The 16934-nt window shown below is 48.5% G+C and carries 16 protein-coding genes and 3 pseudogenes; 6 read left to right on the forward strand and 13 right to left on the reverse strand.

The window, feature by feature from the left end; genetic code table 11:
• Positions 1 to 173: 173 nt before the first annotated feature.
• Positions 174 to 1562, reverse strand: a complete 1389-nt coding sequence (locus tag AC0TNG_RS06095; RefSeq protein WP_046881969.1) for an MFS transporter — start codon at positions 1560 to 1562, stop codon at positions 174 to 176.
• A gap of 129 nt (positions 1563 to 1691) precedes the next feature.
• Between AC0TNG_RS06095 and AC0TNG_RS06100 the strand changes: the two genes are divergently transcribed.
• Entirely contained in the window at positions 1692 to 2621 is a 930-nt protein-coding gene (locus AC0TNG_RS06100) for a LysR family transcriptional regulator (protein ID WP_032755477.1), read from the forward strand.
• Positions 2622 to 2978: 357 nt separating this feature from the next.
• Here AC0TNG_RS06100 and AC0TNG_RS06105 read toward each other — a convergent pair whose 3' ends face one another.
• From AC0TNG_RS06105 to AC0TNG_RS06130, 6 genes and pseudogenes are all read right to left on the reverse strand, one after another.
• Positions 2979 to 3782 carry a carboxymuconolactone decarboxylase family protein gene (locus tag AC0TNG_RS06105; protein ID WP_044613476.1) on the reverse strand — a complete coding sequence of 268 codons (804 nt, stop codon included), beginning with the start codon at positions 3780 to 3782 and terminating at the stop codon, positions 2979 to 2981.
• 32 nt (positions 3783 to 3814) lie between these two features.
• Positions 3815 to 4624 (reverse strand): annotated as a pseudogene (locus AC0TNG_RS06110) (aldo/keto reductase); the annotation flags it as partial.
• Positions 4618 to 5097: pseudogene (locus AC0TNG_RS06115) on the reverse strand (MFS transporter); the annotation flags it as partial. The pseudogenes AC0TNG_RS06115 and AC0TNG_RS06110, both read right to left, overlap by 7 nt.
• A 37-nt stretch (positions 5098 to 5134) precedes the next feature.
• Positions 5135 to 5707 carry a DUF1349 domain-containing protein gene (locus tag AC0TNG_RS06120; RefSeq protein WP_236948539.1) on the reverse strand — a complete coding sequence of 191 codons (573 nt, stop codon included), beginning with the start codon at positions 5705 to 5707 and terminating at the stop codon, positions 5135 to 5137.
• A 28-nt stretch (positions 5708 to 5735) separates the two neighbouring features.
• Complete coding sequence (locus tag AC0TNG_RS06125; protein ID WP_236948530.1) at positions 5736 to 6554, reverse strand: GNAT family N-acetyltransferase; 819 nt, start codon at positions 6552 to 6554, stop codon at positions 5736 to 5738.
• Between the two features lie 61 nt (positions 6555 to 6615).
• A complete protein-coding gene (locus AC0TNG_RS06130) occupies positions 6616 to 7050 on the reverse strand; it encodes a VOC family protein (protein WP_236948529.1) in 435 nt (144 codons plus the stop codon).
• Between the two features lie 865 nt (positions 7051 to 7915).
• Between AC0TNG_RS06130 and AC0TNG_RS06135 the strand changes: the two genes are divergently transcribed.
• Positions 7916 to 8725, forward strand: a complete 810-nt coding sequence (locus tag AC0TNG_RS06135; protein ID WP_236948528.1) for a MerR family transcriptional regulator — start codon at positions 7916 to 7918, stop codon at positions 8723 to 8725.
• A 46-nt stretch (positions 8726 to 8771) separates the two neighbouring features.
• Here AC0TNG_RS06135 and AC0TNG_RS06140 read toward each other — a convergent pair.
• Positions 8772 to 8998: pseudogene (locus AC0TNG_RS06140) on the reverse strand (hypothetical protein).
• A gap of 300 nt (positions 8999 to 9298) precedes the next feature.
• Between AC0TNG_RS06140 and AC0TNG_RS06145 the strand changes: the two are divergent.
• Positions 9299 to 9907: a DUF1062 domain-containing protein gene (locus tag AC0TNG_RS06145; RefSeq protein ID WP_236948527.1), complete on the forward strand. Its 609-nt coding sequence runs from the start codon at positions 9299 to 9301 to the stop codon at positions 9905 to 9907.
• A gap of 167 nt (positions 9908 to 10074) precedes the next feature.
• Here the strand turns inward: AC0TNG_RS06145 and AC0TNG_RS06150 are convergent, their stop codons facing one another.
• The 4 genes from AC0TNG_RS06150 to AC0TNG_RS06165 form a co-directional block, all read right to left on the reverse strand.
• The gene (locus AC0TNG_RS06150; protein ID WP_236948526.1) at positions 10075 to 10494 is read right to left on the reverse strand and encodes a putative zinc ribbon protein; all 420 of its coding nucleotides are present in this window, start codon (positions 10492 to 10494) and stop codon (positions 10075 to 10077) included.
• Entirely contained in the window at positions 10482 to 10910 is a 429-nt protein-coding gene (locus tag AC0TNG_RS06155; protein ID WP_236948525.1) for a zinc-ribbon domain-containing protein, read from the reverse strand. The genes AC0TNG_RS06150 and AC0TNG_RS06155 overlap by 13 nt, the downstream gene beginning before the upstream one ends.
• A gap of 117 nt (positions 10911 to 11027) precedes the next feature.
• Entirely contained in the window at positions 11028 to 11234 is a 207-nt protein-coding gene (locus AC0TNG_RS06160) for a helix-turn-helix transcriptional regulator (protein ID WP_101880614.1), read from the reverse strand.
• A gap of 84 nt (positions 11235 to 11318) precedes the next feature.
• Positions 11319 to 11906, reverse strand: a complete 588-nt coding sequence (locus tag AC0TNG_RS06165; RefSeq protein ID WP_248165645.1) for a YagK/YfjJ domain-containing protein — start codon at positions 11904 to 11906, stop codon at positions 11319 to 11321.
• Between the two features lie 644 nt (positions 11907 to 12550).
• On the opposite strand from AC0TNG_RS06165, the gene AC0TNG_RS06170 reads away from it, so the two are divergent.
• Positions 12551 to 13759, forward strand: coding sequence for a hypothetical protein (locus AC0TNG_RS06170; protein ID WP_208692434.1), 1209 nt, complete (start codon positions 12551 to 12553; stop codon positions 13757 to 13759).
• A 402-nt stretch (positions 13760 to 14161) separates the two neighbouring features.
• The gene (locus AC0TNG_RS06175; RefSeq protein ID WP_032705635.1) at positions 14162 to 14749 is read left to right on the forward strand and encodes a LysE family translocator; all 588 of its coding nucleotides are present in this window, start codon (positions 14162 to 14164) and stop codon (positions 14747 to 14749) included.
• 57 nt (positions 14750 to 14806) lie between these two features.
• On the opposite strand, the gene AC0TNG_RS06180 is transcribed toward AC0TNG_RS06175, so the two are convergent.
• Positions 14807 to 15700, reverse strand: a complete 894-nt coding sequence (locus AC0TNG_RS06180) for a LysR family transcriptional regulator (protein ID WP_032705636.1) — start codon at positions 15698 to 15700, stop codon at positions 14807 to 14809.
• Positions 15701 to 16113: 413 nt separating this feature from the next.
• Between AC0TNG_RS06180 and AC0TNG_RS06185 the strand changes: the two genes are divergently transcribed.
• Positions 16114 to 16881 (forward strand): COG4705 family protein, encoded by a 768-nt coding sequence (locus AC0TNG_RS06185; RefSeq protein WP_208692432.1) that lies wholly within the window; start codon positions 16114 to 16116, stop codon positions 16879 to 16881.
• Positions 16882 to 16934: the final 53 nt, after the last annotated feature.

The following is a 16934-nucleotide window of genomic DNA, read 5'->3' on the forward strand; positions in this document are numbered from 1 at the left end:
GTTTGATATAACCGCAGCAGAACTGTCAGCCTATCTTTTTAAACCGGGCCATGCCTGATAACTTACCTGGTAGCGATAATAATGGAGACCGACGGAGGACTCCACTTTGGTTGCGGGATCAGCGTTTTGCGCTGCTGGCGCTGGAGTAGTCGCGTTTAGTGATATTTTCGCATTTATCCTGTTTCCGCAGGATGAGTAATTTTACGCAACCGGCTCGCGCTGACGATGACCGATACCGCAGAGGCCGCGGCAGCGCTCCACAGCGCAACATGAATTGACCTTTCATCTGCTGCCAGCAGAACGGCTACGGCGGCGGCTCCCAGGCACTGCCCGAAAGTGCGCATAATGGATAAAACACCGGACGCATAACTCGCGTGCTCACGAATAACGTTTGAGAGCATTTCCCGGTTATTGGGACTCTGAAAGCAGCCAAACCCTATTCCGCACACCAGACTTCGCAGGCAGATATCCCACATTGAAGGGCCGGCGGGTAACGTCGCCAGCAGGATCAAACCGATGACAAAAATCACCAGCCCCAGGGTGGATATCGCCGGGGCTGATATCGTGTCCGCCCAACGGCCTGCATGCGGCGCAATCAGCACGATCCCTAACGGCCACGGCGTAAACAGCAGGGCAGACACTACCGGACTGTAGCCGTATTCGCTCTGAAACAGGAAGGGTAGCGCAATAAAGGTGATCCCCTGGCTGACAAAAGCAACCATCGACGTGAAGGCCGCGAGGGTAAAACGTTCATTTTTAAACATGGTCGGCGGCAGTAAGGGATGATCCGTGCGGCGGATTTGCCAGATAAAAGCCATGCCGCTCAGCGCAGCGAGAGCCATCCAGCAAAGGCTGCCGAATTGAGAAGTAGCGTTCTGTAGGCTGTTCGCCGCCATGATCGTCGAACCCAACAGCAGCGCCGACAATATGGCGCCCAGGGTGTCGAAGGGCGCCTGCATAGGGATCGCATCCCGCGGCAGCGCTCTGACCGCCAGCAGTAAGGCGAGGGTGCCGGGAAGAACGTTTATCGCAAACAGCCATTGCCAGCTCAGGGTGTGAAGGATCGTACCGCCCAATACCGGGCCGATAGCGGAGCTGGAGGCAATGAGCAGGGCATGGAACCCCAGAATGCGGCCAAGTAATCGTCCGGGAAATACGGACCTGAGTATTGCGGGGGCAATACTCAGCGTCGCCGCGCCGCCGATCCCCTGAAGCACGCGCATACCAATAAGCACTTCGGGCTTATTCGCCAGCGCGCAACCCAGTGATGTCAGGGTAAAGGTCGTCAGGCCCGCCAGAAATACGGGGCGATAACCCAGACGGGCCGCAAGCGCCGCGAATATCGCCAGCGTCATCGCAGCCGCCAGCAGATACCCGTTGGCGAACCAGACGGCAATACTGGCAGGTACCTGCATCTCCTGAGCCATTGAGGGCAGGGCAATGTTGATCATGGTGCCATCAAACACGCCCATTAAGGTGGTGGTCATTATTGCGGCCATCACCCGTGCACGCGCCGGGCCAGGCAGTCCTTCGTCGCCGGGTTGGCTGGAAAAGAGCGTCATCATTTGTCCTCTGAGAAGAGTGTATGGATGACAAAACTATAAAGATGGCTTTTACTGGGCGGAAGGCGCACTACTTTCACTTTATTATTGCATCAAACGCCTTATCTTAATGTACTGGGAGGAAGGATAATGTCTGATCCCGATTTTAATTTGCTGGTAGCACTCGACATATTGCTGAGTGAAGCGAGTGTCGCAGGTGCGGCACGTCGTCTGAACCTCAGCACCTCGGCCATGAGCCGGACATTAAGCAGGTTACGCGATGTCACAGGAGACCCGATCCTGGTGCGCGCCGGGCGTAACATGGTACTGACCCCGTGGGCCGAAGCGACCCGGGATCGCGCCAGGCGTGCAGTGCACGAGGCCAGGGCAGTATTGCAGCCCTCAACGGAAACGTTCTGCGCGCGAAGTCTGGCGCGTCTTTTTACCATCAGGGCAAACGATGGCTTTGTGGTGGCGTTTGGGCCTGCGCTCATAGCAGCGGTTGCCGACGCCGCGCCGGATGTCTGTATACGCTTCGCGCCTAAGCCGGAAAAAACGTCGCGCTATCTTCGGGAAGGGCTGGTTGATCTGGAGATTGGCGTTCAGAGTAATATGGGGCCAGAAATACGGCTGCAACGACTGTTTGAGGATCGGTTTGTTGGCGTCGTGCGTAAAGGGCACTCGCTGGCTAAGCAGGCAGAAATAGGCGTGGGTGATTATGTCGCCTGGGGCCATGTGGTAGCGTCACCCGATGGCGCGTTGCACGGATCCGTCGACGATGCGCTGGCCGAACTGGGGACAAAACGTAAAATTGCGAGCGTCGTACCGGGATTTCCGACAGCCCTGTCCGTGGCGCTGGAATCGGATCTTATCGCCATGATACCCGCACTCTATTTACTCAATCAGCAGGTAACGGACCAGGTACATGTTTTCGAGCTGCCGTTCAAAAGCCGTCGTATTACGGTATCGCAGATGTGGCACCCAAGAATGGAACGCGACCCCGGTCACCGCTGGCTGAGAGAGCAAATTCTTGCGATATGCGGTGTGGGGAGGTCAGTCATGACTAAGGAGCCTGTATAGCGATTGCTATAACATCAATTTATATTAAATGAATAATTCAATTCATTGATATTTAATATAAAATACATCAAGCGAAGTAGCGGTGTAGTAACTAAATTGAGATGCCCATCTCTGACCAAATAGACATGTCCGCGCTACCGTCTCGCCACAGCGATCGCTGCTTTCATGAGACTCATGACGGCATACGGAACGGCAATTTTCTCAATGAGCGATGTGAACAGACTCACGATCGAAGTCTCCATACTTCGATAGACCGTTTATGTTCTTTCCGCGAGACCTAATCGGAAGCCCTCGTGGTACCTTTAAATTAACAATTAACGATAAATAAAGGACAGCTTCCCTGTCCTTTATTCTTTTTTATTCAGCTTTGCTTTCGCGCGATCGCAATACCTCGCCGACCACCGGGGCGGCGGTAAACGCATTTGGCCATCCCGCGTAGAACGCCGCCTGGGCGACTACTTCTCCGGCCTCTTCAGCCGAAAGCCCATTATCCATGGCTCTGTTCAGGTGGTAGCCAATCTGCGCGCTCTGTCCGGCGGCGATTAACGCGCTGACCGTCACCAGACTTCTGTCGCGGGGCGTAAGCGCGGGCCGTTGCCAGAGGTCGAGAAACAGCGGGTCGGCGGTAAATTTAACCAGGCCAGGCGAAATGGGGCCGACATTTTTTTCCACGGTCTCTGCACGCTGTTTCTCTACCTGTTCATTGAGTGGCAGCAGCGTTGGCGAGGCGGCGGGCAGGGCCTCTGCCGTGATGCCGCGGGCTGCAAAGATCGCTTTGGTCACGCTGACGGCTGACATTGCATTGGGCCAACCTGAGTAGAACGCCAGATGGGTAATGATCTCTGATACTTCCGCTGGCGTCACGCCGCTATCGAGCGCAACGGCAATATAGTGCTTCAGCTCGCCTGGCTGGTTGCGGGCAATCAGCATGGCTACGGTCACGATGCTACGGTCCCTGGGCGAGAGGGCTTCGCGTGTCCACAGATCTTCAGTAATTGCTTCTCGACCAAAGCGTGCCAGCGCCGGTGAGACCGCGTGAATATCAGCGTCCACAAGGGTGGAGGGGGTAATTTTCATCATAGCTTCATCTCTTTGTTCGTTGGCATAAGTAAAATCAGACAGCACAAGCGACAAGGCTGCCGCGGCAATCACGTTTTTCATGTTTTATTCTCCCTGCTGAACAGGACAGAGGGTTACCGCGTCCACACCTGATGATGGTCTTTGGCTTGCGGCGTGTTTTGCGCCATCACGCCTGTGAGAACGTGCGGCTGGTAGGCCTCTTCCAGATAGCGGATCTCCTCAGAACTGAGCCGCAGGTTCACGGCGCTGACCGCACCGTCAACATGGTGCTTTTGCGTGGCGCCGACCACCGGGGCGGTGACTTTAGTCAGCAGCCAGGCCAGCGAGATTTCGGTCATGGAGACCTGATGCCGTTCGGCAAGTTCGGCGACGCGCGCAATAATGATCCGATCCTGCTCTGCCGTGCCGTCGTATTTCCCCCGGGCATAATCATCTTCCACCGCTCGCCGCGTGTAGCCTTCTAAACGCGAGAGACGGCCGCTGGCCAGCGCGCTATAGGGGGTCATGGCGATATTATCTTCTGCGCACAGCCCGAAGAGTTCTCGTTCGTCTTCACGCATAATCAGGTTGTAATGGCTTTGCATGGAGACAAAGGGCGTCAGCCCTTCGCGTTCAGCAAGGGCGTTCGCCTTCGCCAACTGCCAGGCATAGCAATTGGAAATGCCAATCGCGCGCACCTTGCCGGCGGTCACGGCGGCGTGCAGCGCCTCCAGCACGTCGATAACCGGGGTGTTGTGATCCCAGATGTGGTAGATGTAGAGGTCGATGTAGTCCATCCCGAGGTTTCGCAGACTCTGGTCAAGCGAGCGGGCTATCGCCTCTTTTCCGCTGATCCCCTCGGCTATCTGGGCAGCGGTTCGTGGCAGAAACTTGGTGGCCAGCACCACCTCCTCGCGTTTTGCCATCTCCCGCAGCGCCCGGCCACCGGCCCGATAACCGGGGCGAGCAGAACAACAGAGGTCAGCGCAGCCATGATCCTGATGGAATCCTTTTCATCAAAGGCCTCCTGTATTGATACATAACCCACGGTGGAGATGAAGCAGATACTGGTTCCCTGTATAAAACGGGCAATAAAATACTGTTCGATCGAGGTGACAAACAGCATGCTCAGGCATGCCAGGGCAAAGATGATTGCACCAGTGAGCAGGACGGGGCGGCGACCAATCCGGTCGGAGAGAGGTCCCAGGAGCCACTGGAGCGCCAGTCCGCCTGCCATATACAAACTGACTGATACTGGAGCCAGCGTAACATCCGCCTGTAACTCATTTATAATGTTAATGACGCCCGGCTGAATAAGGTCCGTTGTCAGGTAGGCTGAAAAATCGTAGATGATCATCGCCAGTGGAAATAATAGTATGCTGCCATACCTGCTAAGGCTCCCCAAAAATGGCTTCATAAACGGGTTCTCCGTTTTTATTATTGAATGGTTATTATCAACTTAGATCGTGCAGTTCCTTATCCATCGCAGGAGTCAGTCTGAGATCAAGAAATGCTACCTCCAATCCCTTGCGCTGAGGTGTACAACACATGATGCCCGTTTTGACAGGGCCCGTAGGGAAATGGCATAAGCGAAGTAATGGCCAGTGCTGTCCATCTGAGGAGTACTGCAGTCGTAACGCATCTTTTTTACGGGTCAGACGCAGCCAGAATTCCTTCGGATCCCCAGGAAAGAGTCCTGTAGCCCAGTCGGAATATCCCTGCGTGAGTACACTCCCGATTGCAGGTGCTCCATCGTTGAATTCGATGCCAGCTTTGAGCCAGTGCTGTTCGTCAGAGATAATCATAATTCCGGCCTGGTCATAGAGTGTGGTGAAGTCTGCACGGATCCTGACCTGAAAAGTAAAATCACCTGTTAAATCAGTAGTGTAGACGTGGCCGGTAAAACGCTCAAATCCGTACCAGGTACGGCACCAGAAATCAGTATGCTCATCTGTGATTACCGACAGGGCGTTATTTTCGTAGCACCATACGGCGGGCTCATTGAGCCATTCAAACTTGCAACTCATCATTGTTCTCCTGTCATTCGGAACGCAGCTAAAATGTCAGCTCCATCTCAAACTGGCATAACGGTTCAGCCTGATAACCCGCCGTAGTAAATAATGGTGCCAGCGTTTCTGGGATAGCGGCTGATGTACCTATGCCAGGCCATCTGGCATTGATTTTCTTCAGCATTGTTTTAGCCCGTCCCTGGTAACGATACGCCGGTTCAACAAACAGACAGCGGATCTGAGGTTGGCCCATGAACTCCGCGACAGCACACCATGCATGTTCGTTATCCCTGAGGATGTCGCAGGGAATAGTCAGGAGCGGCAGGGGACTGGCCAGCCAGGGAAGATCATCATCTGGCGCAGACCAGACGGTACGCAGGAAGTCGTCAACAGTCCTGGATTCCATATCCCCTGAAGGTATTTCCAGACGAGACTGTGGATCTCCCCGGTATTTACACAGATGTCGGCGTACCTGAAAACCGAGCGCGTGATAGAGAGCGATGGCCCGGGTATTTCCGCGCATCACTTCCAGCCTCACGCTGGATAACTTTTTCTCTTTTAAGGAGGTAAACAGAGGAGCAAGCATCTGTTTTGCCAGTCCCTGGCTCCGGTACTCGGGCAACACACCAAATGCCGCAAGACGTGCCTTGTCCATTCTTCGGGTTACGATGGCAATTGCCGCCGGGTTATCATTGACCAGCCAGACAAAGGAGTCTTCAAGGCTCAACCCTTCGGAAATGAAACGTGACGCAAACATTTCCGGGGGCAACGCAAACGGTGTCAATGATTCATCAAAGCTGTCTGCAAGAATACGGCACAGCTCCGTAATGCTGCATTCGATGGCTGGTACCGGAATAACGGTCATAGATAAAGCTCTCCATTGCGGTTACCGGGAGCTACAGGGGGAAAATATGCACCCTGTTTTCTCAGGCAGTGAAGCTGATTTTTACAGAGCGGGCACTGCGATCGCCCTCACCATGGTAAACAGCTTCGATATTGTTACCGTCCGGATCCAGAACAAAAGCGGCATAGTATCCGGGATGATAGGTTCGTTCGGCAGGTGCGCCGTTATCACGTCCGCCATGATTTAGTGCTGCGTGGTAAAACGCGTTCACCGATTCACGGTCTGCGGCCTGAAAGGCCAGATGGTGCCGTCCTGTAGGCACTCCGCCAGACTCCGAACTTATTACTGACGAAATGACCAGTTCGTCAGCCCAGATATAATCGTCATCGGTAATAACCATGGGGATCTTAAGTTCCGCCAGAACAGCAGTGTAAAACGTTTTGCTTGCGGCAAAGTCGTTTACCACGAGCTGGATATGGTCGATAAGTCTGCCACGATGCAGCGTATAGTTATCCATGGTTCATTTCCTTATTCAGATTCTGTCAGTCAGGTCTTTACCTGTGAAACTCAACAGAGGCACAACTCTACGTAATGCTTGTGTTGTTGAAAAAAAATACGTTAAGTTTTGTGCTCTGAACCCGACAGATATCAGAAAATCATTCCAGATTTGGTCTTTGTACAGAAATTGCTATTCCGTTATTCGCTTATGACCAGGCTCTCAATTGTCAGTTGTAATATAACGAGCAGGGATGAGATAAGAGCAAGCCATTTTACGGGGCGTAGTTTACGTTCAGGTATAGAGAGCGTGTGGAGTATGGCATGACGCTTCATTTTATTGAGTGGCATGCTGCCTCCTGAAAAGAGCCCCCTGCACAGGCTGCTAAACAATGAAAAAAGAATCATTCCACAACCAAGGCACTTATGAGTAAGGTTAATTGCCGTGGAGCTAACGTAACGGTCGAGGCGGTAAAAACAAGCCACAAGTGGCTAACCGTTTTCCTACCGAATTGACAGCGTCCTCCTGTAGAACTGTTCGTTTGTTAGCCAGAACAGGTTAACGGATAAAAACGGTATATCCATATCAAATAAGAGGTTGTTTAGCGTTTATTTAAAAAATACTAATCGAATAATGCGCGCTCGAATAATAACAAATTCGGAACTATCCAGAAATGCTAATTAATAGGTGCTTATGAGAACTGGAGAGATAACTCCTTCTGATGAGCCACAATGCAGTCTCATCCCGGTCAGGAGATTCTCAGGTTTAATAAGCATGATTAACCAGTACTGTAATGATGGCTCAACGTAAGACGCGTCAGTTTGCTGTTGACTCTCCTGTAAGGTAAGACTGTAAGGTCCACTTATTCATTCAGGGAGATAGTTACATGTATCAAATAGGGCTGTTTTCAAAGATCTGCCGTGTGACGATAAAAACGCTTCATTACTATAATGAAATCGGTTTACTTGTCCCTGCCTATATTAATCCTGAGAATGGTTATCGATTTTATACTTCTGATCAATTAATGAAATTCCATCAGATTGCGAGTTTACGTCAGCTTGGATTTACAATAACTGAAATAGTTACTCTTACTCAGGATGAAAATTCCTACCATATAATTGAACGGCGACGCCTTGAAATACAGAAACAAATTCGAGACATGAACGATATGCTCTCCCGAATTAACCACTATCTGCAACATAAAAAAAAGGAAAGAATTATGTTATATCAAGCTGTTTTGAAAGAGATCCCGGAATGTATTGTTTACTCCAAGCGTTTCATTGTTCCTGATTTTTCCTCTTATATCAAATTAATTCCGCCTATAGGACGAGAGGTTATGAAGGCAAATCCAGGTTTAACCTTAACTACCCCGGCTTATTGTTTCACTCTTTATCATGATAAAGAGTATAAAGAGAAAAGCATGGATGTGGAGTTCTGCGAAGCTGTTAATGATTTTGGTAAAAATGAAGGAAATATTATTTTCCAGATAATCCCTGCCATAACAGCTGTAACTGTAATACACAAGGGACCATATGATTCATTAAGAAATGCTTACATTTACCTTATGCAATGGGTTGAAGACAATGGTTACTTGTTAACAAATTCACCAAGGGAAAGCTACATCGACGGCATCTGGAACAAACAAGACTCCGCAGAGTGGATGACTGAAATACAGTTCCCTGTAGAGAAAGTTTAATCGAAATGCAGGCTGGCCCGGTTAAGGGCCACCTGCTGATAATCATTCAGATTGGAAATTCCCAGGCTGGCATTGTCGTCAGGTAACATTTTGCCTGCTTTTGTGCCCGACTTTTTGCCAGCAATCAAGGCAACCCTGTATCGCCTATGACCAGTGTTTAAGATTGCCGTTGCTGTCGCTGCAGTACGCACAATATTTATCACTGGCACTTTGTGCATCGGTTGAATACATCGCCATTCCGCAGGCCTGATTAAACCACTTGTGCTGTGTCATCATATGCTCCTTCAGTCAGTTGATTGTCTACTAAACATACAAACTTACTGCATGGTCTTTAACGGGTCAGATCAACAGCTCCTGATGGAACGGAACCACTATGAACATTGATTGAGCTCATTTACCCGATAAGCGCTATTTTGATAGGCTCGACTTAACTCGTTGACCATTTACAGGATTGTAACGTTGGAAATCTTTTTTTAACCCACTGAAAAGTATCTCTTAAATATTTTTCATACATAAAAATTCATGGTCCGTTCAGTACGGATCCGATTTTGTATGGGTTAAAAAAGGTACGTTATGAAAGTTACATGGACCGTCACGCCTGTGGGGTATCAGTGCATCGCGAAGCGGTGCCCTTCATGCAAAATTAAACGGGACTTCACGCCGTCAGGTGCTTTTCGGGTTAATTCTCAAAAGAAGTTGCTGGATGTATGGAGTATCTATAAATGCACACACTGCGATTACACCTGGAATATCTCCCTGTTTTCTCGTCTGCACGTCAGCAAAATTGACCGCCAGCTTTATCATCGGCTGATGAGCAACGATGCCGCCACGGTTCAACATTTTGCCTGTGATATCGCGACGCTGAAGCGGAACAACGCCGAGCTATCGGGTCGGCCTGATTTTCACGTTCAGGAGCGCTGGCCGTTAAGCATCACCGCCCACCAGCGGATCCACGTTAGTGTCAGGATCTCTCGTTCATTCCAGGTAAGTCTGCTGTCGATTTTGAAGCAGCAGCTCATGCTGAGCGCTGGTGAGATTCAGAGAAGGGTGGAAGCAGGGCAGATCGGCGGCGTTACGATGAAGATGCTTAAATCGAGAAAGCTGAAGGCTGGGGATTATAAGTTCCAACTATCTCTGGATGCGTTGTATGCCAGACGAAGGATCACTCTGAAACAACGATGAAAGTAAGAAGCTCACCTTGAGGTTGTTGGTATATAAATATCGTGGCCTTTCAAAGTAGTGAACAAAATACCAATAAAAAAGGTGAGCTTCAGCTTTTAATCATCAATCACCACTATCTGGATAGGCCTCCAAACAAAGTAAGAGAGGAGAAGGCTAAACTTACTCGCCTACTCAGGTAACAAGAGCGCTTTGTTAGCAGTACGCTCAACGCTGTAAATTCCAGAATGGCATTTTTTACAATGCTTGTTACCGACGTAATCTTCACTACAAAGAACGCAGAACCAGTGGGTAGGCGGGCTGGTCGAGGTATCGATCGCATAAGTGATCTGCCGCAATTTTTTAATACGGGCAGCTTCCTTCTCCATTGGGTCCACCCAGGCGCACTTCATTAGTTTATGGTGAGATATCGAGTGCTGAATATGCTCAAACCAAGGGCCTTCTTTCTCATCCCCTTTATGTAATATTAGCCTGCAGCCACAGCTGGCGCATGTCCAGTGCTCGTTGGTATTGGAGGCTTCAGCGGCTTCCTTAGCAGTGACATACTTGTTGTATATGTTGTTTGCCAGAAAGCATTTCAGTATGCGCATCCCGTCACCTCCGCAGTCTGGTCTGCTGCACTGGAGTGCGCCCGGCTGTAATCACCGGTGCGGCAGGTCATGCAGTACCGTTCGCCGTAGTAATCGCTGTCGCAGCCAGAACAGTGCCATTCGGCCTTGCGCACCAGCGGTAAGACATCCGGCACATAGCGACGCAGCATGCGCACCCGCCTGGCTTCCTTAGACTCAGGGCGTACATAGGGACAATGGTGGCGTCCGTTCTCCGTCAGGTTTTCCCATGTGTGCTCAAACCACGGGCGGTTAGTACCCCATTCAGGATGGAATAACAGAGCGCTGCCGCAGAGGTGGCAGGTGTAGCGGTCATAAGGGTGAAGCTGTGCAGTGGTTGCGCCCGTGAGACGCTGATTGCCGTCAAGGCCGATAAAGGATTTGGCGTATATCGTCATAGTATTAGTCCTTTGCCGTATGACGCGCAGAGCTAAGCCGTCCCGAGGAGGGCAGCAGTGGAGGTCATACGACTGGTGGTGTTAAATCAAATGGGGAATGTGATTGCGTTCGACAGGTTATTGACGGGACTGTGCAATGCGTTGCTGTAGCCAGGCTTCCACTTCGCTCTGAAGCCAGCGAGAACTTCTGCCCAGCTTAATGGGCTTTGGGAACGCCCCGTCTTTAATCAGTTTGTAGAACCATTTGTCCGTTAAGCCAGTGAGTTGTGTGATAAACGCCATATCGACAAATTTGTCGGTAAGAAGGCTGGCAGGTGTGGTCATCGTTTTTCTCCTTAAGTGAATGGGAGAAGGAGCCAGGTATGGTGAGCGCAGACTCCTTCAAACGATGTGGCACCGGCGTAATTTTTAACTGGCTTTTCGCCGCCTGCCTGCTGTCCGTGGCGCAGGAATTTTACTCAACTGGCAGATAACCCCCAGGCTTTTCTGTGCCTGCTTGCTGAGGTAGCTCAGGATGTACTGCATACCTCTGCGGCCCCTGGCATCGTCATAAGAGGTCACCCGTTCTCCTCGCACGCGATAATGTTCTTTAGGCTCACAACGGTGCGTGTGTCCTTCTCCCCATGTCACATACTTCCAAGTGTCCCTGAGTGCTTCAAAGACAGTCCAGACCTGGCGATGCTTCTGACCGTTGAGGTAAAACGCGGCGTGGATGTGAAAACCATGCTGTTCAGTTTGTTCCAGTACCCATGCGTAACCCACCAGCCCGTTGATATCCCCGCTGCGTTGAATCAGTAACGTGATATCCGCTACTGTCGAATGAATATCTCCCTGACCATGTGAATCGCTGTCCTGAAGGTAAGAGAAGTCCACCCGTAGCATCAGTAGCTTGGAATAACGCTCAAATAACTGGTCCTGATGTCGTCGTAGCTTTCGGCTCAGGGCTGTGTGCTGAACGTAACTGAGATTGATATCGGTCGTGTCGTGGTAGCTCATGTCTGATTCTCCATGTGAGTGTAATCGTCATGGGAATGGACACTGGCGTCAGTTTTGAAATGGGTGCAGGAGAGCGGTAAGTATCGCGGTACCCTGATGATTGCCGTGCCAGGGCATCGCTCATGGGAGTGGAGGGCTACGAAAGTGCTTCTCTATAAAATATCATTTTATTCCTTAATTAATTGATTTCGGCCCCATGCTCATGCACTTCAAGGAAGGAGCATTTGCTCATCTCATTGCGTTGACCTTGTCGGCACCTTCGCCAATTTTGACCAGATGATTTTTAAATTATCTTACCAACTACAGACTCTTCCCAGGACCTGACTCAGCAGCATAAGAGAGACGAGTCTAAGCCGCTCTTCGTTATACTGCTGTGATAAATAGGCCAGAAAGAGGCGGAGAAGGCAGTTTGCAGAGCATTTTGGGCATAAAACCCAGTATTAACGGCTAATGAAAGTGAGAAAAATAATTAAAAAACGACGATATACATCATAAAAGACGACGATTTATTGTATTAAAATCGAGCCATTTCATACTAAAAAACAAACATGATAAACGTCAAAATTCGTATAGTTTAAGTGTGAGAATTGTGTGATCGGACGAGTGACAATTTCGATGTTGCAGCGAGTTGGGAGGAGCGAGGGATGGCAGGCCTGAAGGATGACTTTAGAGTGTTTGACTTACGCCGGGAAGATCTGGCCTATGAGAGTCCTAACCAAAGGTGGGGGGAAATCAGCCATCAATATTTCTTTGTTGGGTTCGAGCGTCTGGAGGAGGATGAAAGGCCAGATAAGGAAGAAAAATCCAAAGCTAGCTTCAGGATGTTCGATATGCTGGACAAACTTTATCTGAACCAGGCGACCAGCGATGGGCAAGAGTTTAGAAGACCGAAGATGAAGTTTCGTGATTCTCAGCCAATCCACAGCGAACAGTTAGAGAAAAAGTGGAGAGATGCGCTTTTAAAAGCGATATCTGATAAAGAAAAGGCATTATCTTATCTCTGCGAGAACTATCGGAACGTTGTAAGAAAGCATCGTCAGGTTGAAATGTTGACTCTGAGTTTCTATTTACCTCTTGATAAAGGGGAGAAGATGCGGAACATACGGATTAAAAAAGATGACTCTCGTTTCAGACTACAACTCGCTGAACTTGAACGACGCTTTACCTTGATGAGGAAAAGGATAAATGCGGATCCGCTTTATAAAGCCGCCTGTGGTTATTCGCGAGTGATACTGATAAATGCTAGATTTGAGCCTTTCTATCTGGTGAATTTCTTTTTCAAAAAGCATCCAGACAGTCGGATAGACAGCTTTGTCTCATTAGACATTTACAGGAAATGGGTGCAATCGGGTAAGAAAGAAAACAAATCTGGTGAGCAGGTTGGATATTATTGCTTTAAGGATGCTTCCCGGCCACCTGTTCCAGAAAACAGTGGGCTATTTATTCGCAGGCCAGACCGAGTAACCGATGTTGGTCAATTTTCAGACCCAATCTCGTTGGTCTTATCAGAAGAAAGGAAATTCGAAAACAACCGCAAAGATTATCTGGCTTTCTTTCGCCTTCAGGCCCAAATCTATAATGTTATTCCAGGTGCACGAACCCTGACATGTTCTGACAATTTTACCTACATCAACGCAGCCGAGAAGAAACGCAGAAAAGCCAAAAAAGAAGACCTGAAGAAGAAATCCAAAACAGCATTCCCTATCACTGAAACTTCAGCTGTACCCGGAAATGATCTCTATGATAAAGAGGGCTCTCCCGAGTTGCTTTACCTGTTCGACGAATTTAATGATGACCTGCCTTCAAACCTTGAGGAGCATGTCTACGGGATTTTAAAAGAGGAGAAGCCGTAACAATACTTTGTGTGGCAGTTGAACGACGTCAGAAAATGAACCAGTGGCTATGGTTTCTCAGGCAAATGCGGTACATAGTTGCAAACTTAAACAGCCACCAGGTATCATTCAAGTCATGTTACTGGATAGTTCAACGTCTGCTATGAGCGAAGAGCGGACATTATGCTGCATTCATTAGATGAATCCCAAAGGGTAATAGTTGGTAGCTGAACATGAGGAACTTGCTAATAATAATTGGCTGGTTAAATCCCCGACATTATTAAAAGATTATGTGAAAAAATCAAATACACTCTTTTAGAAATCCTACTTTATCTGCCTGTTTTTTACGATAGACTATGAGGATAGTCAGGAATGTAGTCATTCAATAAAAACGCTTTATTATATAACGCATATGGAGAGAAAATGACTTTAATATTAGCAATGTTTTTGTTCTCCCTTACCATGTCAATTTCTCCAGGGCCAGTCAATATGGTCATTATATCATCTGGAGCGAGCTATGGATTCAGAAGAACTTTCCCATTCGTCTCAGGTGCTACAATAGGATTTACTCTATTACTTATAGTCATTGGTTTTGGGTTCTACGCTTCCATTGAGAAATATCCACTTTTCTTCAAATATCTCAACGTGGCTGGCTCAGCTTTTATAATATACATAGGTTATAAGATAGCATCATCAAGATCTGAGTTATCATTAACAAAATCAGAGGCGCCTAGTTTCACTCAGGGTTTTTTACTTCAATGGCTCAACCCAAAAGCCTGGATTGCCTGCGCATCCGGAGTGGTATTATTTTCTGAACCATCAAATAACACTTCGTTAATAATCTTCATAATAATATATTTTATCGTTTGCTACCTCTCTTTAGCTGCATGGGCTGTCCTTGGAAAGAACATCTCAACATTGCTTAATAGCATTGGACGCATCCGTGCATTTAATTTCTGCATGGGTGGGATACTGATTACCACTGCCTTCTACATGTTTCTGGCTCAATAAGCCACTTTCCCTTACTGGCTGGAATTGATCTTTTACATTATTGAAGCCTTAAATTAATCATAATATTTTGAATTCAAAGGAGTTGTAAATATTATTAATTAACGTGTAAGCGACACTGTTGGTAGATATATTAGAAGGCCAGGTTGCATAGACTTTTAGTGGTTCCAATGACCAGTCAGGGAGAACCAACTGTATTTCATCTCGCTTAATATCCTCTTTGCTGAGATAGCAAGGAGGGGCTGCGATTCCAACCTGATGTTTTGCTAGAGTGTAGGCAGCCTCGACATTATCAACGTACACCGTTGGCGTATACTTAATTAAAGCTATCTCTCCATTTTTGTGCCTGAACTCTCGACTGCCCTTCAGCATGCTCAGACCAATCCAGGGCATTTTTTCTAAGTCATTAGGATGGTTGATAGGCTGATAATTGCTAAGAAGTTTCTTTGAAGCAACAACGTGTCGGGGTAATACAAAAAGATGCCGTGCTTTGAGTGTGCTGTCGGGCAGTTCGCCAATTCGAAATGCAACATCTATACTATCGGCAATAATATCTTTACGAGTGTCGCTATAAGAAATACTCAGGGAAACGTCCGGATGTTCCTTTATAAATCCTGCAAGATGACGAGTAAAAACACTATTTATAAAAACTGCAGGAATTGACAGATTCAGCTTATTACTTGTTGAAATAGAACGCTGTTTAAACTCGATAAACCCCTTTTCATACAGTTCTAGCATAGAGTTTGCAGTTTCGAGCAAACTTGCCCCATCATGGGTCAGCGATAATTTTCGCGTGTTTCTGTATAGCAAAGCACTTCCCAGATTTCTCTCCAGCTTAGACAGATGTGTGCTTGCTGTCGCGGTAGTGAGCCCTAAAGCGTCTGCGCCACCTGAAATCGATCCAGCTTGTACAATTTTTGCAAAAACAATCAGGTAACGGATATCATCAATCATTACTATTCCTGAGTTCACTCATTAACTTTAAGCGTGAGAGTTGTTCTATCAGCCATAAAACTATCATGTTTTTATTTACCGCCAAAGTTCCTTTTTTTATCGAAGATTCCCAAAGTTGGAAACCTGAACATTGAAAAATATAATTAGTAATGAGAGGTAATGACCTGCTCCCCGCAAACTAACATAGCACGATGTTAGCAATGTCCGCTCCTGGCACCTAGCGGACAGAAAGCAAGGTCCCAAAGTCCGCTATGAGCGAGAAGCAGAAATTGCCGCTAAAAAGCTGACTACCGATACCGTGTCGATTCATATCAGCCAGGATGAGACTGTTCCACTTATATCTCTTGGCCTAAGGAACAACTAAGTCAGCCTGTTTAAAGTGCAATCACCATTCGGCTTTACAGGACTGCAACATGCTAACTGACTCCAGAACCTCATGGCTCAATAAAGTGCCTGAAGTGACGCTTTTCTTCTGGCTCATCAAAATGATGTCCACTACCGTGGGCGAAACGGCTGCCGATTTTCTGAATATGGATCTCGGCTGGGGATTGACCAACACCACTGTGCTTACCGGGGGATTATTCGTGATTGCACTGGCTCTCCAGTTGCGGGCCACGCGCTATGTCCCGGCACTTTACTGGGCAACGGTGTTGCTAATCAGCGTGTTTGGCACGCTGGTGACCGATAATCTGACCGACCGCTTTGGCGTGCCTCTGGCTTTCTCCACTGGTTTGTTTGGTGCGTTTCTGAGCCTGACCTTTGTACTCTGGTTTAACGAAGAGAGAACGCTGTCAATCCACAGTATCACTACCCGCAAACGTGAGCTGTTCTACTGGGTAGCGATCCTGTTTACCTTTTCACTAGGCACCGCTGCGGGTGACTGGGCGGCGGAAGGCCTGAATCTTGGTTATTTCAACGCTGCCACACTCTTCGGCGCATTGATCCTTCTGACCGCTCTCGCCTTTTATCTGTTCAGGGCGAACAGCGTGGCCTGCTTCTGGATTGCTTATATTCTGACGCGTCCATTTGGTGCCTCTTGCGGTGATTTACTGTCGCAGTCCCCGGTAAACGGCGGTGTGGGTTTGGGCACGACTGGGACCAGCATCCTGTTTTTGCTAACCATTATCAGTCTGGTTGGCTACCTGACTTTTCGCAATAGCATGGAAATACAGGAGAAATAGCCGCAAATTGCTCAGGGCGGTTCTTGCGTTTATGCTTACTCAGGCGCGGCCAA

This window comes from Enterobacter sp. PL_is514 (genome assembly GCF_055816715.1).

Bases quoted from the DNA above. Each gene is read 5' to 3' on its own strand.
- AC0TNG_RS06095 (WP_046881969.1), bottom strand. From the start codon at position 1,562: ATGACGCTCTTTTCCAGCCAACCCGGCGACGAAGGACTGCCTGGCCCG.
- AC0TNG_RS06100 (WP_032755477.1), top strand. From the start codon at position 1,692: ATGTCTGATCCCGATTTTAATTTGCTGGTAGCACTCGACATATTGCTG.
- AC0TNG_RS06105 (WP_044613476.1), bottom strand. From the start codon at position 3,782: ATGAAAAACGTGATTGCCGCGGCAGCCTTGTCGCTTGTGCTGTCTGAT.
- AC0TNG_RS06120 (WP_236948539.1), bottom strand. From the start codon at position 5,707: ATGAGTTGCAAGTTTGAATGGCTCAATGAGCCCGCCGTATGGTGCTAC.
- AC0TNG_RS06125 (WP_236948530.1), bottom strand. From the start codon at position 6,554: ATGACCGTTATTCCGGTACCAGCCATCGAATGCAGCATTACGGAGCTG.
- AC0TNG_RS06130 (WP_236948529.1), bottom strand. From the start codon at position 7,050: ATGGATAACTATACGCTGCATCGTGGCAGACTTATCGACCATATCCAG.
- AC0TNG_RS06135 (WP_236948528.1), top strand. From the start codon at position 7,916: ATGTATCAAATAGGGCTGTTTTCAAAGATCTGCCGTGTGACGATAAAA.
- AC0TNG_RS06145 (WP_236948527.1), top strand. From the start codon at position 9,299: ATGAAAGTTACATGGACCGTCACGCCTGTGGGGTATCAGTGCATCGCG.
- AC0TNG_RS06150 (WP_236948526.1), bottom strand. From the start codon at position 10,494: ATGCGCATACTGAAATGCTTTCTGGCAAACAACATATACAACAAGTAT.
- AC0TNG_RS06155 (WP_236948525.1), bottom strand. From the start codon at position 10,910: ATGACGATATACGCCAAATCCTTTATCGGCCTTGACGGCAATCAGCGT.
- AC0TNG_RS06160 (WP_101880614.1), bottom strand. From the start codon at position 11,234: ATGACCACACCTGCCAGCCTTCTTACCGACAAATTTGTCGATATGGCG.
- AC0TNG_RS06165 (WP_248165645.1), bottom strand. From the start codon at position 11,906: ATGAGCTACCACGACACGACCGATATCAATCTCAGTTACGTTCAGCAC.
- AC0TNG_RS06170 (WP_208692434.1), top strand. From the start codon at position 12,551: ATGGCAGGCCTGAAGGATGACTTTAGAGTGTTTGACTTACGCCGGGAA.
- AC0TNG_RS06175 (WP_032705635.1), top strand. From the start codon at position 14,162: ATGACTTTAATATTAGCAATGTTTTTGTTCTCCCTTACCATGTCAATT.
- AC0TNG_RS06180 (WP_032705636.1), bottom strand. From the start codon at position 15,700: ATGATTGATGATATCCGTTACCTGATTGTTTTTGCAAAAATTGTACAA.
- AC0TNG_RS06185 (WP_208692432.1), top strand. From the start codon at position 16,114: ATGCTAACTGACTCCAGAACCTCATGGCTCAATAAAGTGCCTGAAGTG.